Source organism: Acinetobacter sp. YH12235, assembly GCF_013417705.1.
Taxonomy (GTDB): Bacteria; Pseudomonadota; Gammaproteobacteria; order Pseudomonadales; family Moraxellaceae; genus Acinetobacter.
The window spans coordinates 43,249-67,490 of the sequence record NZ_VPDL01000018.1 but is presented as its reverse complement, the minus strand read 5'-3'; the positions used below and the strand labels follow the sequence as shown (position 1 = coordinate 67,490).

At 41.1% G+C, this 24,242-nt stretch carries 25 protein-coding genes; 14 read left to right on the top strand and 11 right to left on the bottom strand.

Annotation, left to right across the window (positions count from 1 at the left end):
* Positions 1-208 precede the first annotated feature (208 nt).
* On the top strand, positions 209-790 hold the full coding sequence (locus tag FTV13_RS10615; RefSeq protein ID WP_159124401.1) for a cold shock domain-containing protein: 582 nt from the start codon (positions 209-211) through the stop codon (positions 788-790).
* A gap of 46 nt (positions 791-836) precedes the next feature.
* Here the strand turns inward: FTV13_RS10615 and gigC are convergent, their stop codons facing one another.
* On the bottom strand, positions 837-1,715 hold the full coding sequence (gene gigC / locus FTV13_RS10610) for a LysR family transcriptional regulator GigC (protein ID WP_159124400.1): 879 nt from the start codon (positions 1,713-1,715) through the stop codon (positions 837-839).
* A gap of 85 nt (positions 1,716-1,800) precedes the next feature.
* Between gigC and FTV13_RS10605 the strand changes: the two genes are divergently transcribed.
* Entirely contained in the window at positions 1,801-2,562 is a 762-nt protein-coding gene (locus FTV13_RS10605; protein ID WP_180012018.1) for a ferredoxin--NADP reductase, read from the top strand.
* A gap of 312 nt (positions 2,563-2,874) precedes the next feature.
* Here the strand turns inward: FTV13_RS10605 and FTV13_RS10600 are convergent, their stop codons facing one another.
* Positions 2,875-3,297 (bottom strand): hypothetical protein, encoded by a 423-nt coding sequence (locus FTV13_RS10600; protein WP_005237048.1) that lies wholly within the window; start codon positions 3,295-3,297, stop codon positions 2,875-2,877.
* 407 nt (positions 3,298-3,704) lie between these two features.
* Between FTV13_RS10600 and FTV13_RS10595 the strand changes: the two genes are divergently transcribed.
* From FTV13_RS10595 to FTV13_RS10580, 4 genes are all read left to right on the top strand, one after another.
* Positions 3,705-4,058 (top strand): hypothetical protein, encoded by a 354-nt coding sequence (locus tag FTV13_RS10595; protein WP_034702043.1) that lies wholly within the window; start codon positions 3,705-3,707, stop codon positions 4,056-4,058.
* A gap of 198 nt (positions 4,059-4,256) precedes the next feature.
* Positions 4,257-6,092 (top strand): mechanosensitive ion channel, encoded by a 1,836-nt coding sequence (locus FTV13_RS10590; RefSeq protein WP_180012016.1) that lies wholly within the window; start codon positions 4,257-4,259, stop codon positions 6,090-6,092.
* Between the two features lie 67 nt (positions 6,093-6,159).
* Positions 6,160-6,327 carry a hypothetical protein gene (locus FTV13_RS10585; RefSeq protein WP_180012014.1) on the top strand — a complete coding sequence of 56 codons (168 nt, stop codon included), beginning with the start codon at positions 6,160-6,162 and terminating at the stop codon, positions 6,325-6,327.
* Positions 6,328-6,456: 129 nt separating this feature from the next.
* Entirely contained in the window at positions 6,457-6,609 is a 153-nt protein-coding gene (locus tag FTV13_RS10580; RefSeq protein WP_180012012.1) for a hypothetical protein, read from the top strand.
* A gap of 34 nt (positions 6,610-6,643) precedes the next feature.
* Here FTV13_RS10580 and FTV13_RS10575 read toward each other — a convergent pair whose 3' ends face one another.
* On the bottom strand, positions 6,644-7,843 hold the full coding sequence (locus FTV13_RS10575; protein WP_180012010.1) for an NAD(P)/FAD-dependent oxidoreductase: 1,200 nt from the start codon (positions 7,841-7,843) through the stop codon (positions 6,644-6,646).
* 188 nt (positions 7,844-8,031) lie between these two features.
* Between FTV13_RS10575 and FTV13_RS10570 the strand changes: the two genes are divergently transcribed.
* A complete protein-coding gene (locus tag FTV13_RS10570) occupies positions 8,032-8,355 on the top strand; it encodes a hypothetical protein (protein WP_004785040.1) in 324 nt (107 codons plus the stop codon).
* A gap of 24 nt (positions 8,356-8,379) precedes the next feature.
* On the opposite strand, the gene FTV13_RS10565 is transcribed toward FTV13_RS10570, so the two are convergent.
* Positions 8,380-9,240, bottom strand: a complete 861-nt coding sequence (locus FTV13_RS10565; protein WP_180012008.1) for a 1-aminocyclopropane-1-carboxylate deaminase/D-cysteine desulfhydrase — start codon at positions 9,238-9,240, stop codon at positions 8,380-8,382.
* Positions 9,241-9,418: 178 nt separating this feature from the next.
* Here FTV13_RS10565 and FTV13_RS10560 point away from each other — a divergent pair, with 178 nt between their 5' ends.
* Positions 9,419-9,604 (top strand): NF038215 family lipoprotein, encoded by a 186-nt coding sequence (locus FTV13_RS10560; RefSeq protein ID WP_180012005.1) that lies wholly within the window; start codon positions 9,419-9,421, stop codon positions 9,602-9,604.
* 102 nt (positions 9,605-9,706) lie between these two features.
* The gene (locus tag FTV13_RS10555) at positions 9,707-10,330 is read left to right on the top strand and encodes a LysE family translocator (RefSeq protein WP_004785033.1); all 624 of its coding nucleotides are present in this window, start codon (positions 9,707-9,709) and stop codon (positions 10,328-10,330) included.
* Between the two features lie 63 nt (positions 10,331-10,393).
* Here the strand turns inward: FTV13_RS10555 and FTV13_RS10550 are convergent, their stop codons facing one another.
* Both FTV13_RS10550 and FTV13_RS10545 read right to left on the bottom strand, forming a co-directional pair.
* Entirely contained in the window at positions 10,394-11,581 is a 1,188-nt protein-coding gene (locus tag FTV13_RS10550; RefSeq protein ID WP_180012003.1) for an ammonium transporter, read from the bottom strand.
* A 449-nt stretch (positions 11,582-12,030) separates the two neighbouring features.
* Positions 12,031-13,011, bottom strand: a complete 981-nt coding sequence (locus FTV13_RS10545; RefSeq protein WP_180012001.1) for an MBL fold metallo-hydrolase — start codon at positions 13,009-13,011, stop codon at positions 12,031-12,033.
* Positions 13,012-13,276: 265 nt separating this feature from the next.
* Between FTV13_RS10545 and FTV13_RS15875 the strand changes: the two genes are divergently transcribed.
* Entirely contained in the window at positions 13,277-13,393 is a 117-nt protein-coding gene (locus FTV13_RS15875; protein ID WP_373683639.1) for a hypothetical protein, read from the top strand.
* A 65-nt stretch (positions 13,394-13,458) separates the two neighbouring features.
* Here the strand turns inward: FTV13_RS15875 and FTV13_RS10540 are convergent, their stop codons facing one another.
* Entirely contained in the window at positions 13,459-13,815 is a 357-nt protein-coding gene (locus tag FTV13_RS10540) for a hypothetical protein (RefSeq protein ID WP_034581100.1), read from the bottom strand.
* 196 nt (positions 13,816-14,011) lie between these two features.
* Positions 14,012-16,072, bottom strand: coding sequence for a methionine--tRNA ligase (gene metG / locus FTV13_RS10535; RefSeq protein WP_166139312.1), 2,061 nt, complete (start codon positions 16,070-16,072; stop codon positions 14,012-14,014).
* Between the two features lie 314 nt (positions 16,073-16,386).
* On the opposite strand from metG, the gene FTV13_RS10530 reads away from it, so the two are divergent.
* Both FTV13_RS10530 and apbC read left to right on the top strand, forming a co-directional pair.
* On the top strand, positions 16,387-17,190 hold the full coding sequence (locus FTV13_RS10530) for a hypothetical protein (protein WP_180011998.1): 804 nt from the start codon (positions 16,387-16,389) through the stop codon (positions 17,188-17,190).
* A 289-nt stretch (positions 17,191-17,479) separates the two neighbouring features.
* Positions 17,480-18,739 carry an iron-sulfur cluster carrier protein ApbC gene (apbC, locus tag FTV13_RS10525; RefSeq protein ID WP_180011996.1) on the top strand — a complete coding sequence of 420 codons (1,260 nt, stop codon included), beginning with the start codon at positions 17,480-17,482 and terminating at the stop codon, positions 18,737-18,739.
* Positions 18,740-18,779: 40 nt separating this feature from the next.
* Here the strand turns inward: apbC and FTV13_RS10520 are convergent, their stop codons facing one another.
* From FTV13_RS10520 to FTV13_RS10510, 3 genes are read right to left on the bottom strand one after another with little or no spacing between them, the layout of a single operon-like run.
* Positions 18,780-20,795, bottom strand: a complete 2,016-nt coding sequence (locus FTV13_RS10520; protein WP_166139308.1) for a TRAP transporter permease — start codon at positions 20,793-20,795, stop codon at positions 18,780-18,782.
* The gene (locus FTV13_RS10515) at positions 20,792-21,277 is read right to left on the bottom strand and encodes a DUF1850 domain-containing protein (protein ID WP_180011994.1); all 486 of its coding nucleotides are present in this window, start codon (positions 21,275-21,277) and stop codon (positions 20,792-20,794) included. Before FTV13_RS10515 ends, FTV13_RS10520 begins: the two co-directional genes overlap by 4 nt.
* Positions 21,277-22,281, bottom strand: a complete 1,005-nt coding sequence (locus tag FTV13_RS10510; RefSeq protein WP_159124389.1) for a TAXI family TRAP transporter solute-binding subunit — start codon at positions 22,279-22,281, stop codon at positions 21,277-21,279. Before FTV13_RS10510 ends, FTV13_RS10515 begins: the two co-directional genes overlap by 1 nt.
* Before the next feature lie 648 nt (positions 22,282-22,929).
* Between FTV13_RS10510 and FTV13_RS10505 the strand changes: the two genes are divergently transcribed.
* Together FTV13_RS10505 and dcd are read left to right on the top strand one after the other, a co-directional pair.
* Positions 22,930-23,523: a LysE family translocator gene (locus FTV13_RS10505; protein WP_034701986.1), complete on the top strand. Its 594-nt coding sequence runs from the start codon at positions 22,930-22,932 to the stop codon at positions 23,521-23,523.
* Positions 23,524-23,645: 122 nt separating this feature from the next.
* Positions 23,646-24,215: a dCTP deaminase gene (gene dcd / locus FTV13_RS10500; protein WP_004785008.1), complete on the top strand. Its 570-nt coding sequence runs from the start codon at positions 23,646-23,648 to the stop codon at positions 24,213-24,215.
* The last annotated feature ends 27 nt before the right edge of the window (positions 24,216-24,242 follow it).

Here is a 24,242-nt window from a genome sequence, read left to right as displayed (position 1 = left end):
GAATAATTCAAGTGAATTTGTTTGAAAGAAGAACTTTAAAAGCTTTATTTTCACCCGATAAAATACCCATAAAACAAGAGGAAGCTCATTTGAGCTTCCTCTTGTGAAAAATTGTGGGACAGCAATGTCTTACGGTGCTTTTTTATTTTTAGAATTAAAAACGCTTTTTGAATACAATAGTTAAAAATATCAAACAATAGAGTGAATTATGTTTTTAGAGGGGAAGATCAAGACCTATAACGAAGAACGAGGTTTTGGTTTTATTGAGATAGCGGGTGAGTCAAAAGATTTATTCTTCCATATTAAAGACTTTCCAAATAAGAATGTGCCACCAAAAGTTGGGGAAAGGTTAAAGTTTCTCAAAGTACAGGATGCAGGCAAGTTTAAAGCAGACAATATTGTGCGTTTGGATCTCAAAACGGAAACCCCTCGACATACGCCTCAGTCACGAGCATTAGAAAATAAGCCTCGTATTACTCAACGAAAACAATCTCAAGAGAAGAAAAGTAGCTTTAGCACTTACATTGGATTTCTGATTATGATTGGCTTAGCCTATGCGGTTTATAACAAATATCAGGATTGGCAAAGCAGCAGAATACAGCCAGTAGAAGTGCAACGTATAGTTGAAGAACCACAAGTACAGCAGAATTTTAGCTGTGATGGACGACAGCATTGTAGTCAAATGAGTTCATATGAAGAAGCTTTATACTTTTTAAGAAATTGTCCAAATACCAAAATGGATGGTGATGGCGATGGGATCCCATGTGAAAGCCAATTTGGACATCGGTAAATAAAAAAAAGCGCCAAAAGGCGCTTTTTTTTATTGAAAGTGAAATTTATGCTTCACAGAATTTCATAAAGGCTTTAAGACCTGGTCCTTGATATTTTTGGCGGTGTACCAGCATAAATAAAGGACGGGTGAGTGACCAGAATGGAGTATTCAGAATGACCAGTTGACCTTTTTCCTGCAAAGGTTCAATCGCCAGCTTGGAAATACAGGACATCCCTAAACCACCTGCCACAATCTTCAGAATCGCTTCATTATGACCTAGAGTCAGACGAATATTGGCATCAGGTACATCTTTTAAAATGGCATTATCAAAGACTTCACGAGTTCCTGAACCTTCTTCACGTAAAATCCATTCAACCGATTTAAAATCTTCAGCAGTGAGCGGACGGTTTAGCTGAGCTAGAGGATGATCCGGCGCACAGCATACTGCCAGTTCATCATCGCGCCAATGAATACATTGCAGTTGTGGTAAATGGCAAGAACCTTCAATCAGGGCCAAATCTAGCTGGAACTGATTTACGGCTTCGATCATTTGACGGGTATTGCCGACCTGCAGTTGCAAGTGAGCCTGTGGCTGGATTTTCAGGAAATCCGCCATCAGATCTGGCATCAGATAGTCGGAAATGGTCAGCGTCGCACCGAGACGAAGGTCAATGCTTTGCAGTTCACCTTTGGCTGCCTGCTCGAAAGCTTCACAGCGGCCAAGGATTTCAAGAGCTTGCGGGAGAAGAAAACGACCTAAGTCATTGAGCTGTAAACGCTTACCAAGACGGTCGAATAAAGGCGCGCCAAGACCATCTTCTAAATCTGCTAAAGCCATACTCGCCGCACTTTGGGTGAGTTTGACTGCATCACTGGCTTTGGTGACGGTGCCTTCTTGAGCAACTGCTACAAAAACAGCCAACTGGCGTAAAGTCATGCGCATGAATAGAGCCTTAACATTTAAAAAATATTAATAAATTATGCTGTCATGCTACCATGAGCATAGTCTTTGATGCCACGTTTGAATCATGTCTATTGAAAAATTTAGCTTAGAAAAGGTTTTATCTGTACACCGTTGGACCAATACGCTGTTTAGTTTCACCATGACCAGACCTGCGCATTTCAAGTTTACGGCAGGACAGTTTGCGCGTATTGGCTTGAAAGTGGGGGATGAACTGGTCGTTCGGGCATATTCAGTCGTGTCATCGCCTTTTGATGAAACGCTGGAATTTTTTTCGATTGTGGTTCCGGAAGGGAAATTTACTTCGAATTTACAACATCTTAAAGTAGGCGATGAACTCTACTTAGAGAAAATTCCCTATGGTTATCTGACTTTGGCACGTTATCAATTGCCATTGCCACAAGATTTATGGCTGCTTGGCACAGGTACAGGTCTGGCACCATTTTTATCCATGCTGCAAGACTTTGAAATCTGGAATAAATATAAACATATTAACCTGGTTTATAGCGTCCGTACGCAAGACGAACTGGCTTATGTCGACCGTATTCAGGAAATTGCCGAGACCTTTGGCGAAGATCATACTGGCTTTAAATTTATTCCAATCATTACTCGTGATCCTGAAGCAGCACTTCACCATCGTTTACCGATCCTGATTGAAAATGGGAAACTTGAACGGGCAGCAGGACTTCAGCTTAATCCTGAAACCAGTCACGTGATGCTCTGTGGTAATCCGGAAATGGTTGAAGATACCAAAGAAGCGCTAAAAGCACGTGGCCTGACTATGAACCGTCGTGGTGAAGGAAATATTGCGGTAGAGAATTATTGGTAATTTCTTTAGAGTTTCTCCCTTTCTAAAAGGGAGGTTAGGAGGGATTAAAGTTAGATTATTTGTCAGTTCTTGAATCCTCCCCAACCCCTCCTTTGCAAAGGAGGGGCTTTTACCTCTCCCTTGCGCAGCAGTGCTGCTCATCGCTTAAAAGGAAAGGGAGTTACATCCTTCTTTAAATTAGAAATGGATTAAAACTGAAAATATTTTAAAGTTAAAAAGAATCCCCCTAAATCTCCCTTTGTTAAAGGGGGACTTTTATTTTTTTAGGTACAAAAAAACCTCCGTCATGGAGGTTTTTTTCATACTGTCATATTAGTGAACAAACATATCCATAAAGTCACGGATTTCCTGAATGGCAGTATCTGTATCGGTCGTTAACCAGGTCGGCTCAAAGAAACCGGCATAATGCTCGATCCGATCCGCAGGCACAACTAGACGTACCGGGCAATCTTCTTCCAGTAGGCGCCATGGAATAATCGGAACGTCATTATCTAGCCAGGCCGCAACATTCCGTACATCAATGACCATGGCATTAATGCAGTCCGGAAAAGGCATTACCGACATTTCTTCAGTACGGCGGCGGAAATATTCCAGATCTTGCCAGCGTAGCATAAAGCTCGGTTTGCTAAATTCAATGATTCCAATCAGATGCTGATCACGAGTGTAGTGCAAAGCACATTGATGTGTGACGTCAGTGTCAAGATCAAGCGATACACTCTGTTGACGGTACGCCATAAAACTCGGGTGCATGAAAAATAAGGTGGATAATTATAACGTATTTTGCGCAAAGTAGCAGGTATATTGAAAAACGGTATTTTTACAGCATGTTTTAGCCCACTTAAAATGTGCTTAAAATTTAATAAAATCATAGTGGTATATTGTTTATTTTATAGATAATTCAATTCCTGATAAATCAGCTAAAAACTGCCAGTATCAATTGTCTCGGAAGAGAGTTTCTAACCATAAGACCATAGTATGTTCAGGCTAGAAAATGCCTTTTTTTGAAACTAATACCAAGTTCATCAGACTCATACATATAACTTACATCCATTCACTATCTCACCATCTTTTGTCACAGAAGCTGTGATAACTGCTTGTTATGATAAAAATCTACTTATGAATAAGAAAGAGTGAGAATGGTCATGGTTGATGATTTTAATAAAAAACCACCTTTGCATGATCAGGCAGCAATTACGCAGAAGAAGCGCATTCCTGTCTATATCCTGATTTTGGTCGGTATCTTTTTACTGGCAGTCCTGTTCTATATGTTTGCAGATGTGAAGCCAGATGCGCCTGCGACCCAGCCTAATACACCAGTACCAGCGACTGAAGCCCCTGCCAATAATGGTAGTCCGGCGGCTACTCCAGGCGGTGAAAGCAATGAAGCAATGGCTACTGCAGATGATGCGATGACAGAAGCAACAGCCACTGTAGGCGAAATGTCACAAGATACAGCAGAAGCCACTGCAACTGATGCTCAACAGGCCACCCAATAATTGAGATTGTTAAAAAAAGCTCTGGTTCATGACTAGGGCTTTTTTGCAATAGGTGGTGATGTTTTTCAAAGCTCTGTATCTCCAGGCAAGCTAAGCACAGGAAGTCCAAACTTTATAAACAATCGGAAAGAGCTGAAGATTTCAAAAATAAGCTCGTGAATTCAGATAAATAGCGTAATAACAAAGAGGGCAGAAAACATGAATGATTATATGAGAGGCCCACGTGGTGGCTATGATGCCATGTACTACTGGGATCAGTTTCATCCAATTCTTAGTGCAATTGCCATATTAGTCCTAGGTTGGATTATTGCATTACTCGTCTCGGCAGGTGTTAAAAAAATCTTGCAAAAACTAGGGACCAATACACACTTAAATGCAGCGACAGGACATCGCTCTAATGTCGAGAGTATTATCGCTCGTGTTGTGTTCTGGATTATTCTGATTATTGCGGTTATCGGTGCACTTAACGTACTGAATCTGACAGCAGTGAGCGGACCGTTCAGTAATATGATCCAGCAGTTCCTGCTCTTTATTCCACAATTGCTGGCGGCTGTTGCTGTGGCCTTTGTCGGGTGGATTGTGGCGAATCTGGTCAAAGTCGGCTTGCAAAAAATGCTTGATCGCACCCAGCTGGATGAAAAGCTGAGTGCTGAAGTCGGTGTCAGCCCGATTAGCCAAAATATCAGTGAAATTGTTTACTGGCTGATTTTACTGCTGTTCTTGCCAATTGTCTTGTCGATTCTAGGTCTACACGGTTTACTACTACCTGTGCAGAACATGCTAACTGATGTCGTAAGTTATCTGCCTAATATCTTCATTGCTGCAGTTATTGTATTTGTCGGATACATTCTGGCAAAAATCGTTCGCGGTATAGTTGAAGGTTTGCTCAACAGCTTGAATATTCAACATCAAGCTGAGAAAGTCGGCATTTTCAAAAACTCAAATGTCGCTCAACTGATTGGTTCATTCATCTTCGCAGTCGTAATTATTACGTCATTAATCATTGCATTTGAAGCACTGGGTATTGAAGCCATTTCTCAGCCAGCAACTGCAATGCTATATGAGATCATGAATGCCATTCCAAATATCATTGCAGCTGCACTGATCCTGATTCTGGCTTATGTGGTGTCTAGACTGGTAGCACGTCTGGTGACTGAAGTCGTTGCCGGAACAGGTGTAGATGAGGTTCCAGCTAAACTGGATCTACAACGCTTCCTGGGCAAAACCAAACTATCAAGTCTGGTGGGTTACCTGATTGTACTGTTCACCATGCTATTTGCAGTTTCTGAAGCTGCGGACCGTTTAGGCTTTGAACAGGTGAGTGGCCTGATCGCGATGTTCATCTACTTCGGTGCAAACATCCTGCTAGGTGCTGTAATCCTGGTGATCGGCTTCTGGCTGGCCAATGTAGTTGCCAATATTGTGCAACGTGGTGAATACAACAGTTCACGCTGGTTAGCGAACTTGGTTCGTGTACTGATCATGGGTCTGGTCATTGCGATGGGTCTACGTGCCATGGGCATTGCTGACTCGATTGTGAATCTGGCCTTCGGTTTAACTCTGGGTGCTGTTGCAGTGGCTTTTGCCTTGGCCTTTGGTCTCGGTGGCCGTCAACCAGCAGAACGTGTACTGACTGATTTGATCGATAAAGCTAAACGAGAAGCTAAAGAACCAAATCCTTTGAAAAATGAAACTAATATCATGACTTCAGGTTTAGGTGCTGATGTCAGTGGTACTACAGGTGCAGGCAGTTCAACTACAGGAGAAAATATTGTGCCGAATCAAGATCAATCACAAGATGACAATGCGCCAATGCGTACCAATTTATCCAATAGTACGCCAGCGACCTTGACCACTGCACCACAGGATGATGAAGCTTCAGGTGTAGACCAGGTAACACCAGATGTCGATCAGGCTGTACCGGATTCTCTTCAAGTTGATCCAACTCATCCGCCAGCGAATAATCCATTTGGTTCTACAGGTGAAGAAGAACCGGATGTCGATAGTCATCCAAAAAAAGATGACCCGAATTAACCTGTTCTATTTAAACAAAATCGGCCACGCTTGAGTGGTCGATTTTTTTAATTATGAGGAAATCTGAATGAATGCCAAGAAACCGAATAATCTGTTAGCACCCTTAGTGATAGCAGGCATTACCATTGGCTTTTTTACAGCTGCTTATCGATTTGTCTTTGTGAAAAGCAAACAGGATGAGCAGGCCAAAAAAGAGCTGGATAAGAAAATACCTGATCCAGACGAATTTAATTAAGTCGAAATACTGCCTAGTCACTATACATAGAATTTCTTTTTTAAAAAATATAGAATATTCAAGTGAATACTAAAATGATTTTGGTATTTTTCTTGCATTAAAAATATAAAGAAAAAGGAGATCAATAAGATGTGGAAAACATTTCAGCATAAATTCATGGCACCTATGGCAGATCAAGTACCCTTACATCTGCAGGAAGCGGCTCAGAAAATGCAACTGACGATTGACCGTTTAGAAAATACGGCCAATCTCAACCTGTTTAAAACGGATTATCTGGAATAAGCGAAGTATTTTCTCTTCCCAGATCATCTCTGTATTAAACATATTCCGATGCGGCATGTGCTGATGACCATGCCCATTGGAAGTTAAAACCTCCCAAATGACCAGTCACATCCAGTATCTCGCCCACAAAATACAAGCCTTTCTGCTTTTTGCTTTCCATGGTTTTAGATGAAACTTCGGTTGTATCTACGCCGCCCAAAGTCACTTCAGCTGTCCGGTAACCTTCAGTTCCAGAAGGCTTCAGTTCAAAGCCACTTAAACGTTTGGCAATCTGTTCCAGCTTGTCATCACTAATATTGCCGATGAATGTTTCAGCCACTTCAGGCCAGATCAGATTCTGTAATTCTAGTACTACGCTCTTCGGTAAATATTCGGTCAATAGTGTACGTAGCAGAACTTTAGGCTGACTCTGTTTTTTAGATTTAAAGAAATCAAACAGGTCGACACTTGGTAGAAAATCAACCTTAAAGCTTTGGCCAACATCCCAGTAATTTGACAGTTGTAGGGAGCTAGGGCCGCTCAGACCACGATGGGTAAACAGTAAAGCTTCAGTAAAACTGTTTAAATCATTGGACAGCGTGGCTTCAACTGCATTACCGCTCAGACGGGTGGTGACTTCCTTGAAACTATCCGAGAAAGTAAACGGCACCAGACCGGCACGGGTTGGATAGACATGATGTCCAAACTGTTTGGCAATCTCATAGCCGATGCCTGAACCGCCTAAGGTTGGAATTGACAGGCCACCTGAAGCAACCACAACAGATTCCACTTCAAAATATCCTAAAGAAGTGGCTACCTGAAATCCTTGATCGTCCACAGTATTGACAGCTTTCACTTCGCAGTTGGTTTTGATCTCGACCAGACCAGTTTTGTCACATTCGGACAGCAGCATCGCCAGAATTTCTTTGGCACCATTTAAGGTGAATAGCTGTCCGTGTTTACGTTCTTCATACTCGATGCCATATTCACAGACCATGCCAATAAAATCCCAATTGGTATAGCGGGTCAGTGCTGAAATCACGAAATACGGATTGTGCGAGATGAAATTTTCAGGTTCGACATAGAGGTTGGTGAAATTACATTTGCCACCACCGGACATCAGGATTTTCTTACCCACCTTATTGGCTTTTTCAACGACTACGACTTTACGACCACGTTGTGCTGCCATATAGGCCGTCATTAAACCTGATGCACCTGCACCTATGACCAAAACATCGTATTGCTGAACAGACATGACACACTCAAGGGAGAAGAAAGGGGAGCATTATAGACAATTTTATTTCAGCTTTGTCTATTCCTGAAAGGGGCTACCCGAATTACAGCGTGTTAGCGAATATTTATCATAAATAATTTGAAGCAGCTGGCGGATTCATGCATAGTTTTGTCATGCCTAAAAAATAATCACAATGAAAGGAATAATTTATGACGGATACGGCAGCATACAAACAATATAATCTGATCAGCTATATTCTTCATCTACTGGGTTTTTTCCTGGGAATAACCCCATTAATCGCCATTATCATGAATTATATTAAACGTGATGAAATGCGAGGCACCTGGCTAGAAAGTCATGTGGATTGGCAGATTAAAACCTTCTGGTTCAGCTTACTGGGCTATATTCTGGGTGGTCTGCTCACCGTAATTCTAATCGGTTTTGTGATTATTTTTCTTGTCTTTGTCTGGCACGTCTATCGGCTGGTCAAAGGGCTAATTGCACTCAATGAAAATAATCCGATAGGCATTTAAGTTTCGATCAGAACTTTAAGCGATTTAAATATTTCGACCTTGTAGTCCACCAGTATGCAGGATCAGCAGTTTTGTTTCTGGTGGAAAGCAGCCTTTTTCAATCAGATTTGAAATTCCCAACAGCATTTTTCCAGTATAAATTTGCTCTAAGGGAATATCATATTCAGCTTCAAAGTGCTGTATAAACTGGATCAGTTCAGGAGTGGTTTTGGCATAACCACTGCAACAATAATCATCGAGAATGGACCAGTTTCTTTTCTTGGTCAGCTTAGCCACCTCCTCATTCAGGAAGTTGCCTTTTAAGGCAGAAAATCCTAATACCTGTTGATGAGGCTGGCTGGCTTCAATCAAACCTGTAATCGTGCCACCAGTGCCTACAGCACAGCAGATCACGTCAAATTGTGCATCGCCGTCCTTTAGAATCTCCTGACATCCCCGAATCGCTAATGTATTAGTACCGCCTTCAGGAATGATGTAATGTGCAGGAAAATTTTGTGCTAACGCTGTTAGATAATTAGCGTCCTGTTTACGTCGATATTCTTCACGACTCACAAAATGCAGTTGCATGCCGTATTGTTGTGCCAACGCTAAAGTGGGGTTTAAAGGCTGATGAGCCAGTTCTTCACCCCGAATAATGCCGACACTCTCAAAGCCAAACTGCTGTGCTGCAAATGCCGTTGCGGCAATATGATTGGAATAAGCGCCCCCAAAAGTCAGCAGCTTTTTAAAGCCAAGTTGCTGTGCTTCCAGAAAATTGTATTTCAGTTTAAAAAACTTGTTGCCTGATATTTGTGGATGCACCAGATCCAGACGGCGTATGGTTACAAACCTGTTTTTCAGCCAGATGCGCTGGTCTGGAATATGCTGGGCGATTTTTTCAAACATGGTATTTTCATAAGCTAAGAATGAGCAAATTATAGCGAAATAGAATCAGCAGGATGGCAGAATCATGAGCTCCTTAAACTAAGAATAAAATTTCGTAGATTGTCACAATTCATATGCTGAAAATTTAAACAAATTTGCTAATCTGAATCTTATAGGGAACTTAGAGGAGGATAGAATAATGAAAATACTATCCTGTACGATTTTAAGTGTATTGTTCTTAGTAGGCTTATCTGGCTGTGATGATCCGCTGAATAAACCTAAAACTGATACACGAAGCATGATCATTGGCGGAGTTCCGGTGTATGACCATGATTATAAGATGCTTGATTCATCCCTCACCGCTCAAGACCAATTGAAGAAATAGCCGGATTTCGCACAAATATTGCATCATTTGTGTAGAAATATTAAAGCAAAATAAATTATTTTTACTTAAAATAAGCCATTCATTTTAAGTTTGGATGGTCACGTGGAATCATTTTGGATTTTAGGTTCAATTGCCTTTGCCCTCATGTTAGGTGCAATGAGCCCAGGACCGACTTCTATTTATGTAGCGAAAAATTCAATTGCGATCTCACGTAAGCATGGCCTATTTACAGCTTTAGGTACCGGAACAGGGGCGGCGATTTTTGGTCTGCTTGCAGTTTTAGGTTTGCAGGCATTTTTGCTGGCTGTGCCATCTGCCTATCTGGCGCTTAAAATTTGTGGTGGTTTATATCTGCTCTGGTTGGCTTTTAAAATTATCAAGCATGCCAAAGAACCAATCGATGCAGGCGATGACAGTCAAACTCAGATGTCCTTACGTCGTGCTTATATGACAGGTTTGATTACTCAATTATCTAACCCAAAAATTGCCATTGTATTGGCCAGTATTTTTACTGCGCTTTTGCCAAAAGAAATTCCAACTTACTTTTATTTTGTATTACCGGTTTTATGTTTCTTTATTGATGCAGGCTGGTGCTCGCTGGTGGCCGTTGCACTTTCTGCTGAAAAGCCACGTCGAGTATATTTGAAGTTTAAAGCCGGTTTTGACCGTGCAGCAGGGGCGGTCATGACCGTGCTGGGATTAAAGCTGATCTTTGGGATGAAGTAATTTTCCAATTATCGCAGACCATAAAAAAAGCCCCAATGATTCGGGGCTTTTTTAATTTGGTTCTTAAAAAATATTTTCTTCCGAATTTGCCGAGATCCGGTGAATAGATAAATCCGCACCGGTAAATTCTTCTTCCTGACTCAGACGAATACCGATCAACACTTTCAGCAGACCATAAACCAGGAATCCACCTGCCAGAGCCACTACAATCGCCAGTACGGTACCGAATAATTGTGAAATGATAGAAACACCGCCCATACCTCCTAGCCATTGCTGACCGAATACACCGACAGCAATTCCACCGAAAGCACCACATACGCCATGCAAAGGCCAGACCCCTAATACATCATCAACTTTAAGTTTATTTTGGGTATAGGTAAAGAGTTTCACAAAAATTACGCCTGCGCTGATTCCGATAAATAATGCACCCAGTGGATGTACCACATCAGAACCTGCACAGATGGCAACTAGTCCGGCTAATGGACCATTATGCAAGAAGCCCGGGTCATCTTTACCGGCTACTTTTGCCGCAATAGTTCCACCGACCATTGCCATTAAAGAGTTAATTGCAACCAGTCCGGAAATGGCGTCCAGGCGCTGTGCACTCATCACATTAAAGCCAAACCAGCCGACAATCAGAATCCATGAGCCTAAAGCAAGGAAAGGGATAGATGAAGGGGGATGTGCAGTAATCCGGCCATCATTTTTATAGCGTCCATTACGTGCACCAAGTAAAACGACCGCGGCCAGAGCAATCCAGCCTCCCATGCCATGCACGACCACAGAGCCGGCGAAATCGTGGAAGCTGGCACCAAAGGTATCTGCCAACCAGTCCTGAAAACCAAAGTTGCCATTCCAGATCATCCCTTCAAAAAATGGATAAATCAGAGCCACCAGAAATAAAGTCGCTAAAGCCTGCGAACGCATTTTGGCCCGTTCAGCAATGCCTCCCGAGATAATCGCAGGAATAGCTGCGGCAAAGGTTAGCAGGAAGAAACAGCGCATCAGGTTATAACCATGATCGGCTGCTAGAGTAGAAGCATCGTGGAAAAAATGCTGACCATAGGCAATATAGTAGCCCACCAGAAAGTAAGCGATGGCGGAGAGGGAAAAGTCAGTGAGAATTTTACTTAAGGCATTGACCTGATTCTTATGGCGAACTGTCCCTAGTTCTAAAAACGCAAATCCTGCATGCATAGCGAGCACTAGAACTGCACCGAGAAGGAGAAATAATAAGTCTATATTTTGCATTGTGCGTTCCAATTTAGTGCATAGAATCACAAAAGAAATCCAGTATATAGAGGCAAACTGATTCGAAAAGAGTTACTAACAAGGGAAATTTTGATAATGAATTTCTTGAAACTGACAAGACTCGATATAAAGCACAATAGAATTTTATGCACCAAACTAAGACATCATAAGAAAAGATAAAATTTAAATTTATATTTTGTTTTTTAGATATTTAGCTTTATCACGGGAAAATGGCATGTTAAAAATGTGTGTTAAAGGTGCACATGAAAAGTAAAAGGATTTTTAAGAAAAAATTTAAAAAAAATAAGTGAAAGATGATTTTGAATTGCAAAAGTAGATCATGGTTTTAAATTTTAGAAGTCATATAGGCTATTGATTAGCTATATTTCCAATAAATAAAACCCTAACAAATTAGGGTTTCATCCGGAGCTAAAATCTGAAGTATTCAATTAATCTTTAAAATGTACGGGAATCCATTGATAGCTCTTTCCATCTTTTGAGTAAATATGACCGATCCCTGGGAATGGTAAATGTGGTGCTGCAATGGTCTGGCCTTGCTTGGCATATTCAGCAAAATGCTTTAAACGGGTTTGCACCGCAGTTTTAGGATCAACATCGAATTCTATGGCTGTTTCAGGTTTGTCGAATTGCAAGGTATGTGAATGGACGATGTCACCGACAAATACGACTTCTTGACCATCTGCTTTGAGTTTAAAGCTGTAATGCCCTGGGGTATGACCAAAGGATGGCTTAAACTCGATTCCACCAAAGGCTAAAGATTTATCAGAAAAGACTTTCACTTTTTTAGCTTTTTCATAGGGTGCAAGGGCTGCTTTAATTTTCTCTACGGTGCCTAAGAAACCCTCCTGCTGGTCTTTCGGTAGTTTTTTAACGGTATTTGGACTTAGCCAGTAGTCATATTCGGTTTTAGAAATATGTAAGGTGGCATTTGGATAATTTGCTGCGCCGTTATTTGAAATGCCACAAACATGATCAGGGTGGAGATGAGTCAGGAAAATACCACTCACTTGAGCAGGCTGATAACCTGATGCCTTGAGGTTGTTATAAATTGACCCTAAGTGTGCACCAAAGCAGCTTGCAGCACCGCTATCCACCATGAGCAGTTGATTGCCTGTATTAATCAGGAAAGCATTGACTGAAGTCTGTATGCCTTTGGCTTGATCGGCATGATATTTCTTCAAAATCTCAGTTTTTTCTGCATCATTTAGGCCTTTAAACATCGATGGATTTAAGTAGTTTGTGCCATCCAGCAGGGCAGTAATCTGAGTATTACCAATTTGGTGATGATAGTAGCCGGCGACTTGTTTTTGTAAAGCAATTGTTGCAGGTTCAGCAGCCTGACTCACACTTACACCCAAAACAGAAAATGAAAGTAGAGAGGTGAGGAGGGAGGTCTTTAAAATATTCATGGCAATTCTTATGGTTGTGAAGTTTATGCTATGTATTAGCATGTAAAGCATGAAAATAGAATATAAAAATATTTACCTTTTTTAAAAGAGAGAAGAGGAATTGAATATCTGTACTAGGCATTCAGTTTGAATCTGTATATTGATTTTTTAAGAAAATAAAAGTTTTTTTCTAAAAATATTTTTATAAATAAATTACTTAGATAAATTTCACTTTTATAAAAAAGCCCGTTAACATGGGGCATTGCAAACAGCCTTGGGTATCACTATGAGTTTTTGGAAAAAGAAAAATAATGCAGCATTTGTATTTTTCATTATTACCTTATATTCATTGCTGGGCTTCGGCATTGGCTATGTCATCTGGGAATTTTTCCTTGATAAATAAGTGCTATCTGATTTATAGATCGACCTAAAAAAGCCTCTAAAGATAGAGGCTTTTTTAATAAGCAATTATTTACTGCATTCAGGCTGAGAACGGTCAATAATTTGAGTGCCTTCTACGCGATAGCCAATTTGGCCTACAAGAAATGCTTGATTTAGTTGAGTGATGACTACATCAGAAAGTGCTACTGCACAACGATCTTTTTCAATTGCACGATCTACTGCTGTTTTGAAATTAGGAATACCTAAAGGGAATAAAATTACTGGAACTTTATCTTCGCCTTTAACGCGTTCGCCTTTAACGAACTGAGTTGAGTTTAGGTTGAAGTTTTTCGTTGAAGCTACAGTCATATCAGCCATACGAACTGAACATCCTGTGAATACAATTGTTGATGCTGCTAAAGCTGAAACTAGTAATTTTTTCATGTTTACCCCGAATAATTCTAAAAATAAAAAAGCGTTTAAATTCTATAGATATATTTTTTAAAAACAAGAAAATATATTGTATAAATGGTAAAAAAATTAAAGATGAAGAACTTTTATTGGCTGAGTATTATTTTATTAGACTAAGTAAAAAGCCCCTACATCAGTAGAGGCTTTTCTTCTATCTAAGACCTAAATCTTAAGAAACTTTATCACCCGGTTTAGCACCAGATTCAGGTGAAATCACCCAAACGCCTTCGCCATTACCAGCCGCAAGTACCATACCGTTTGAAATACCAAAACGCATTTTACGTGGAGCAAGGTTCGCAACCATCACCACCAGTTTACCTTTCAGGTCTTCCGGTTTATAAAACTCACGGATACCGCTGAAGACATTACGTGGTTCAGCTTCACCGACATTTAACGTGAGTTGTAAAAGCTTGTCAGAACCTTCAACCGTTGCAGCATCCAGAACTTCCGCTACACGCAGGTCAACTTTGATGAAGTCATCAATGGTGATGATTTCAGCTTCACCGACTTTAGGCTCAGCTTTCTTCTCTTTGGCTTTCTCTTTTTTCTTCTCAGCTTTTGCTGGTTCAGCAGCAGGTGCAGCTAAAGAATCTTTAGATGCATCGACCATCGCAGCCACAGCTTTCGGATCAACACGTTGCATCAATGGCTGGAACAATGCAATTTCATGACCTGTTAAGATTTCTGTACGTGAAGCAAAGTCGAAAGAAGCTAGTTTTAGGAAGGCCTGAACCTGAGCAGCCAATGTTGGTAACACTGGAGCTAAATACACAGCCAATTGACGGAATAGGTTAATACCGACAGAACACACATCGTGAACCTGTTGTTCTTCGCCTTCAATTTTCGCTAAAGCCCAAGGTTTTTTCTCATCAATGTATTGGTTGGCTTTATCTGCAAGTGCCATGATTTCACGGATCGCTGCCGAGAATTCACGGGTTTCATAAGCTTTGGCAATTGAATCGCCAGCATCAATAAAGCTTTGAACCAGTTCAGGCTCGGCACAAGTTGCACTTAGCTTGTTGTCAAACTTGGTATTGATGAATTTTGCACAACGGCTGGCGATATTCACTACTTTACCCACTAGGTCCGAATTCACTTTCTGAACGAAGTCATCCAGATTCAGGTCAGAATCTTCAACCTTGTCAGAAAGTTTAGAAGCAAAGTAATAACGCAGGTATTCAGGGTTCAAATGCTGTAAATAAGTTTCAGCTTTAATGAAGGTACCGCGAGATTTAGACATCTTCTGACCATTTACAGTCAGGAAGCCATTCACGAATAAACCGGTTGGTGTACGGTAGTCTGCACCTTCCAGCATTGCAGGCCAGAACAGGGCATGGAAGTAAACGATGTCTTTACCAATGAAGTGATAGACTTCATTTTTAGAATCTTTTTTCCAGAAATCATCGAAGCTTAAATCAGGACGTTTAGTTTTGATGTAATTCTCGAAGCTCGACATATAGCCGATTGGCGCATCCACCCACACATAGAAATATTTGTTTGGCGCATCAGGAATTTCAAAGCCGAAATACGGTGCATCACGTGAGATGTCCCAGTCGTTCAAGCCATTGTCAAACCATTCATCTAATTTGTTGGCGATAGATACGGGTAGACGGCCTTCGTCACGGGTCCATTTTTGCAGGTATTCACCAAAATTTGGCAGTTTAAAGAAGTAATGGTCCGAAGATTTCTCAACAGGAGTCGCGCCGCTTAAAGTCGATTTTGGATTTAATAATTCAGTCGCGTTGTAAGTTGTACCGCAAACTTCACATGAATCGCCGTATTGATCTTCCGCCTTACATTTTGGGCATGTACCCTTAATGAAACGGTCTGACAGGAACATGCCTTTTTCAGGGTCAAATAACTGGGTTACAGGGCGAACTGCAATATTACCGGCTTCACGGTTTTTGATATAGATTTCTGAAGCACGGGCGCGGTTAGTATCACTGTGGGTAGAGTCATAATGATCGAAATGCACACCGAAACCGTCAAAGTCACGAATATGTTCTTTTTGCACATTGGCAATCTGTGCTTCAGGTGAAATGCCATTTGCCTCAGCACGCAGCATGATCGCTGTACCATGAGCATCATCCGCACAGACATACGTCACGTCATGACCCATCGCGCGCATCGCACGTACCCATATATCAGCCTGGATATAGCCGAGTAAGTGACCCATATGAATCGGGCCATTGGCGTAAGGAAGGGCATTGGTGACTAGGATTTTACGCACGGATTCACTCTCTCATTCGTATTCATTATGCAATGGGCCATAATTTTACATGATGCAGAAGGGATTACAAAGAAATGCTTTTACAGAAGCACAAGGAATAAATCAGGCCGAATATTCAGAATACAAAAACAGGCTATAGACAGGTAATTGACCCTTAAAAATTCGATTGAGATAAGTTGATGCTACTTCCTGCAAGCAATAGCAACAACATGTACAGGCTTTGTTGCAGTTTGCTTAATTCACCCACGTCATTGCATGCTTTGTGCTAAAAATTTGGCTGATCATTTTTATTATGACGCCTTAGGAGGGTACTCATGACTCAGAATAACCAGACAAGTACTTCAAAACAGAATCAAGATAAAGAACAACATGCACGAGAACTGCATGACAAGATTGAACAAGAGCAGAAGCAGAACAAGATTGATAAACAGCATAAGCAGAAGCATGAAGAAGTCCTAGAAGCCCAAAAAAATGGTGCTGATGAAAATTCTGATAAACAGCAAGACTCTAAAGCATCAGATAATCAGCAATCAGAGCAAAAAGATGCGTCTAAAAATGACCAATCTAATCATGGTGATGAATCAGATAAAAAAGCTGAAAGTACCAAAATGGATGACTTAAAAGCGAAAGCCATCGCAATTGGTGAAGAGCTGTTGCAAAAAGGCGAAAAGATTCTGAATGAGTTAAAAAATGGCAAATCAGACAGCCAGAAAAACGGCGAGCAAGGTTCAGATGATTCGAAAAAGGCACAGGATCAAAGTTCTGGAGATAAATCAGCAAATCAGGCTGACCAGGATCGCATGGCAAATTTAAAAGATGAAGCGCTACACAAGTTTGAAGATACTAAGGTCAAAATTAGTGAGTTGGTGAATGAAGCTGCTACGAAACTGAATGAGTTGAAACAGATGGCGGCTGAAACCATGACTAAAATGAAAGGCGATGACCAGCCTCAGTCAGGTGATTCTAAAAAGCAGGATCAGGATTCTTCTTCTAAGGATGCTACGGATAAGGATCAAAATTCAGATCAGACCAATAATAAAGATGATGCTAAAAAGGATCAGGATAAGGCTGATCAATCTGGGCAAAACAAGACCGATCAAGATAAAAATCATAAATAATCATTTCATGTTGAAAGCCACTTCATTTAATTTTTGAATGAAGTGGCTTTTTAATGGATACTATCTAGTTAATTTTATTTAAAATTTTAAAATATCAATAATATAAAACAATAAATAAGATGTAATGCTGACTTTATAAATTTTCTTCCCTGTAACTCTTTAAAACCAAGTAAAATAGTTGGAAATTATATTTGTCTTTCAGGCTTCTGAATACAGATTGCTTAACCTGAGACTAAAACCTCGTTAAACTAAGCTATTCAGATGTCTATCTATATTTTTGGAGTAACCTATGTCCTGGCTTTCTTCGCTTAAATCGGTTTTTTCGCCTTCCAAGGAGGTGAACGAAGAAGCTGTGCAGAACGTACTGCAAAACTATATCTTGCCAAATTCTAGCAATGCGCTGAAAGACCGGATTACTCAGGTCAATGTGCAAGGTGAGATACTACAGATCACCATTAATACCTATCCGGAAGAAAAAGAGCAGTTACAGCAGATTCATGATGAACTGGCGGATGCGCTAGAGAAATGCGGTATTAAAGAACTGAACCTGCATGTGATTCAGCAAAAGACGGGTCATAAAAAAGAAGGCGGTTGTGGACATCATCATGCAGAAGGCGAGAGCTGTTCCAGCCAGCCGCAAACTGCTGCTCCAAAATCGAATCTGCCACCTGTGGTTGATGCTTCAGGTCATGCAGCTCAAGCAGAAGCTGACCCAAATAATCCGCCGATCCAGAAAGCTGCTCCACAGCAACGTGATGTGCCGAAGCATCCACGCATTCAGAATGTCATTCTGGTCTCTTCAGGTAAGGGCGGTGTAGGTAAATCAACCACAACTGTGAATCTGGCTTTGGCTTTGCAAAAATTAGGTTTGAAAGTGGGTGTACTGGATGCGGATATTTATGGTCCAAGTATTCCGACGATGCTCGGCAATGCCGGCAAAACCCCGATGATCGAAGCCGAGCAGTTTGTCCCACTCGATGCCTATGGTATGGCAGTGCTGTCGATTGGCCACCTAACGGGTGATAATAATACGCCAGTTGCTTGGCGCGGTCCGAAAGCAACAGGTGCCTTGATGCAGCTATTCAATCAAACTTTATGGCCAGATCTGGATGTATTGATGATTGATATGCCACCAGGTACAGGTGATATCCAGTTAACGCTCGCTCAGCGTATTCCGGTAACGGGTGCAGTGATTGTGACCACACCGCAAAATGTGGCATTGCTGGATGCAACTAAAGGTATTGAACTGTTTAACCGTGTGCAGATTCCAGTGATGGGTGTAGTCGAAAATATGTCGACCCATATCTGCTCGAACTGCGGTCATGAAGAACAGATCTTTGGTACAGGCGGCGGTGATAAACTGTCAGAGCAATACAATATTCCATTGCTCGGCCGCTTGCCTTTGAATGCAGTGATTCGTGAAAATGCCGATGCCGGTAAGCCTTCAGTGATTGCTGGAGATGATGCTGCTGAAAGTTATATGGCCATTGCTCAGAAAATTGCAGCAAAATTGCCAAAAGCAGAAAAAGATAAAACTCGTATTTTCTAAGATTCTATAATAAAAAAAGAGAGCTTAAGCTCTCTTTTTTTTATGAGGTTTTAGTCGTAGCTGTATTTTCTTTTCTTGCCTGAATGATATTAAAGCCAATTGCAATAATCACCATGATGGTGCCGATAATATCGGTCATGGTCTCAGGCACAATCATCATGAGAGCGCCAACCCCTAGGAAGATGCGCCAGAACCAATTCATCGCGGTTTTAAAGTAGCCTTCTACTGCAGCGCCAAGTGCCAGAATGCCGACAATGGATGTTACGGTAATGCTTAAAATGACATTCCATGCCGGTAAGGCAAATTCTTTGGCATTCACGGCAATATCTGTTGTATCAATCATCAGCATCGCCGGGTTATAGACAAACAGGAAGGGCACAATAAATCCGGCTAGGGATAGGCGCAAGGCCAGGAATCCAGTCCGCATTGGGTCACCACCTGCAATCCCGGCACCAGCAAAGGCGGCTAAGGCAACTGGTGGGGTAATATTGGCAAACAGGCCAAAATAAAACACAAACATATGTGCGACTAGGATTGGAATATCAAAGTTGGCCAAAGCAGGTGCTGCCATCGTCGCGGTAATGATATAGGCAGGAATCGATGGTAGACCCATGCCCAGAATCATCGATGCAATCATGGTGAAGAACAGGGTGAGGAACAGACTGCCAGCACCAATACTCATGATTGAAGAAGTCATGACAGAACCAAAGCTAGTCAAACTCACCACACCAATAATGATACCCACGACCGCACAGGCAGCCATCACTGAAAGTGACTGCTTGGCGCCATCAGCTAAAGCCTCCAGAATTTCCTTAGGTCCCATACGGGTAGATTTTCTGAATGCTGCCACCACAATGGTCAACAAAATTGTATAAACAGCGGCATAACTCACTGGAATCGACTGGAATAAAAAGAATACCAAAGCAACGATTGGAAATAATAAATGTCCTCGTTCTTTCAGGACTTCTTTGACTCGTGGTAGGTCAGCTTTGGGAACGCCTTTCAGATGATCCCGACCAGCTCTGAAATGGACTTGTGCCATCACACCGAGATAATACAGCAGGGCAGGTAATACCGCAGCTAAGGCAATCGTGCCATAACTGACACCCGTGGTTTCTGCCATGATGAAGGCACTGGCACCCATTACTGGCGGCAAGATCTGCCCGCCGACAGAAGCACTGGCTTCCACTGCACCGGCAAAGTTTTTGTGATAGCCAATTTTCTTCATTAAAGGAATGGTAAATGAACCTGTTCCTACGACATTGGCAACCGCCGTCCCGTTGATACTGCCCATAAAACCGCTGGAAATCACCGCGACCTTGGCTGGTCCACCTTGCTTATGTCCCGCAAGTGCCATGGCGAGATCATTAAATAATTTTCCCATTCCTGATTTCGCCAGAAAGGCACCAAACAGGATAAACAGGAAAATAAAGGTGACTGAAGCACCAATGGCTGAAGAATATAAACCTTCAGTCTTCAGATACATTTGTCCGAAAATATCACTGAATGTATAGGGGCGAGTGAGCAAGCGATCCGGCATCCATTCAAAATGACTGACAAATGGATAGCTTAAGAAAATCAGTCCTAAGATCGGCAACATCCAGCCCATTACCCTTCGAGCAGCCTCAACCACCAATACTACTGTCATAATCGAGAAGACAATGTCCAGCGTATTGGGAATGCCTCCCCGAGTGGTCATAATCGCTTGATACTCTTTAAATAAATAAAAGAAAGAAGCAAAAGAGGCGATCACCCAAATCCAGTCCGTCCATGCTACCTTTTGCCGGCTACTGGCCTGACGTGCTGGATACAACAAGAAAATCAGCGCCAGACCAATGGATACATGGGCTGCACGTTGAATCAGTTCGGGTAAGGGATTAAAAGTAATATAAAGATGAAATAACGAATAGGATATTGCCAAGGCAGCAATAAACCAGCGAACCGATTTGTTGATCGGATTGCGAGTGACAGATTCACGGTCAAATTTTTCTAATAATTCTTGTTGCTGTTGATCATCCAGTGCTTCGGTCACATTTCTTGTTTCTTGTGGATTCATAGGCAATCATTTAAACCTCTTTTTTTCCATAGGCTGTCTTTTCTTATAGAAAGTTGTACCGTGCTGTAGTCGGGAAAATCCTGATAAATATTCCAGATCCGATCAGCACTCTCAATTTGTCCCTGCATTCTGCGTGAAATGACCCAGTTGAGTTCTTTCATCTCTCGGTTGATTTGCATATGGATGTTGCCATCATCCTGTCGAGTAATAGTACCTTGATCAGGTGTACCCGCACCAAATGAAATGAACTGAGTATCTGTCAGAATGAAATGGTCCTTGTCTAGAAGATAACGTTCTTTCCACTGTGTTCTTTCTACCGAATGCATCCAGCTGAGCTGAAAGGATTTCTGGTCAATTTTGCACTGAAAATTTTGCTCTTTCACTTCCACAAAAATATACGGAAATGTCATCCAAACACAGCTAATAAAAAAAGCAGCCAAACTAAAAAGTGCAGCAATCGCTGCACCTTGTATCCATTTCATCAGTTCGCTTTATTCTCATCATAGAATTTTTGCGCGCCCGGATGCAGTTGAGCAACCAGACCTTTTTGTGCACCTTCTAAAGTGATTTCTTTAGCAGCCTGATGTGAATTGGCGAGTTGATCCAAGCTGGAGAAGAACGTCTTGGTTAGCTTATATACATCATCGGTAGACAAATCTGAGCGAACCACCAGCGCATTCATGATCGCAGCTGTAGGAATATCTTCAGCATTGCCATAGGTCCCTTTAGGAATGGTCATTGGCAGGAAATACGCCTGATCTTTGGCAATCGCTTTCACTTTATCTGGATTAATACTCACCAGTTGTAGATCAAAGCCCTGTTGCAGCTCCATCAGTGAAGAGTTTGGAAGACCACTGGTCAGGAAGGCTGCATCCAGTTTACCGCCTTTCAAGGCATCAGCTGCTTCGGCATAACCTAAGTAATCTACTTTGACATCCTTATAAGTGATACCAAAACCGTTCAATAGAGTACGGGCATTCACTTCTACACCTGAATTCTGGGCGCCCACTGCAATACGTTTGCCTTTGAGATCTTCAATATTTTTGATACCAGAACGTTTTGAAGTGACAATCTGTACATAGTTTGGATAAAGCGCAGCGATCTGCTGCACGTTGTCAATTTTAGAACTAAAACTGCCTTGACCATTAATTGCTTCAGTTAAGCTGTCGCTCATGACAAAGGCCATTTCAACTTTGTTCTGTTTTAATAAATTTAGATTTTCGACAGAAGCCCCTGTGGTCTGGGTTTTGGAACTTACGCCGTAGGTCTTGTTATAGATTTCAGCCAATCCTGTTCCGATGACATTATAAGGGCCTGAGGCACCGCCTGTCGCAATATTGACAAATCGGGTTTGCAGTTTATCTGCAGCTACGCTCTCGCCAGATGCAGCCTGATTATCTGATTTATTTTGTGCATTATCATTCGAGCAAGCAACTACACCTGATAGCGCTAAACTCATGACTGAAAGTTTGATCCATTTATTCATATATGACTCCTGATATTATTCTGTAGTTCTTAAAATATAATTAAAACAACAATATACTAAACCGTCTGGATGTTAAAAAATGTGAATTATCAATTGTTGTCCTTGTACAATTTAACAGCAATTATTTTGTCTGAATACCTTTAATAACATTTTTTTCGAAATTTTGCTTTATCAATATGTTGAACAAATTGAGCAAGATAGACATCTTAAATGGAGAGTGGAAATTTAATCATTAGGAGTTAGGTAAAAGTTGCTCCCATCACCAAATTTTTCTAGAGAGGTGTCCAAAGTTCATACGCAAGAGCAGGGATTTTAGTTAGTTAAAATTCAATCAAAGGTTACCGGAAATAATGATTTCAAAGTTTTGGATAGTTTTCCATTCATGGTATAGAGACTAGTATTTCAGGAATTTTAAGTCCGAATACTCTATTGAAACTTCTACTTTTATAGCAATTTTATGATGAGCTTATAGCTTTATAAATTGACAAAATTGACTGAAAAGAAAATTTCTTGTATTTCTATCTAATTATATGAAATTAATTAAAAAATAAGAAAATATAAAAATTTTTAATATGTTCTCTTACAATTATTTTTTGGCAGATTTGACCGGATTATTTTATGCTTAATACCTAAGAGCGAGGTCAAACTATGATTTCATGGTTATTTATTGGTTTAGTGGCAGCCATTCTATTAACACCGGGCCCAACCAATACTTTATTGGCATCGTCAGGTATTCAAGTTGGATTTAGAAAAACTTTTCGCCTTATTCCCGCAGAAGCTTTCGGCTATCTCATCGCAATTACATTCTGGGGCTTTTTGATTGGTAAAATCTCGGTCTATTTACCGGAATTACCTCATATCCTCAAACTCTGTAGTGCTGCTTACATTCTATTTTTAGCTTTAAAATTATGGCGTACCGCAGAACTTGGTGAAAATTTTCAATGTATTTCGATTCGGGCACGGGAACTATTTTTGGCGACTTTGCTGAATCCTAAGGCATTATTATTTGCTTCGGCTATTTTCCCGGTCATTGTGTGGAAAAGCAGTCAATATTATGTGACTTATATGCTGGCATTCTTGGCATTACTTATTCCTATCGCATTTTTCTGGACTTTTTTAGGTAGCTTATTGGCCAGAAAAAACAATCGCTGGCTGAATCAAAAGAACTTACAAAAGACCGCTTCCATTATTTTAATGAGCTTTTCTGTACCTTTATCCTATTCAGCACTCCTCAGTCTTTAAACCTGAAAAAGCAGCTAAATTTCCTGAAATTTAGCTGTCAGAATTTCGCTTATTTTCATTGGTGTCAATTTCAGTTAAAGTACGTCGCAATTACTTATTTTTAAGATTTTTGGATTATATCAATGGCAATTAAGTCTGATCGTTGGATTCGCGAAATGAGCGAAAAACACGGCATGATTGAACCGTATGCAGAAAACCAGATTCGTCTGGATGAAAATGGTCAAAAGCTGATTTCTTATGGTGTTTCAAGCTATGGCTATGACGTGCGATGTGCGCGTGAGTTTAAAGTATTCACCAATGTTCACTCTGCAATTGTCGATCCGAAAAACTTTGACGAAAAAAGCTTTATCGATATTGAATCGGATGTTTGTATCATTCCACCCAACTCATTTGCTTTAGCGCGTACAGTAGAATACTTCCGTATTCCACGAAATGTACTGACCGTTTGCTTGGGTAAATCGACTTATGCACGTTGCGGCATTATCGTGAATGTGACTCCACTTGAACCTGAGTGGGAAGGTCATGTCACGCTGGAGTTTTCAAATACAACTAACCTGCCTGCACGTATTTATGCGGGTGAGGGTGTGGCTCAAATGCTGTTCTTCGAATCAGACGAAGTTTGTGAAACCTCCTATAAAGATCGTGGTGGTAAATACCAAGGGCAGACAGGCGTTACTTTGCCTAAAGCTTAATAGTTTTAAAGCATTTAATAAGCGAGG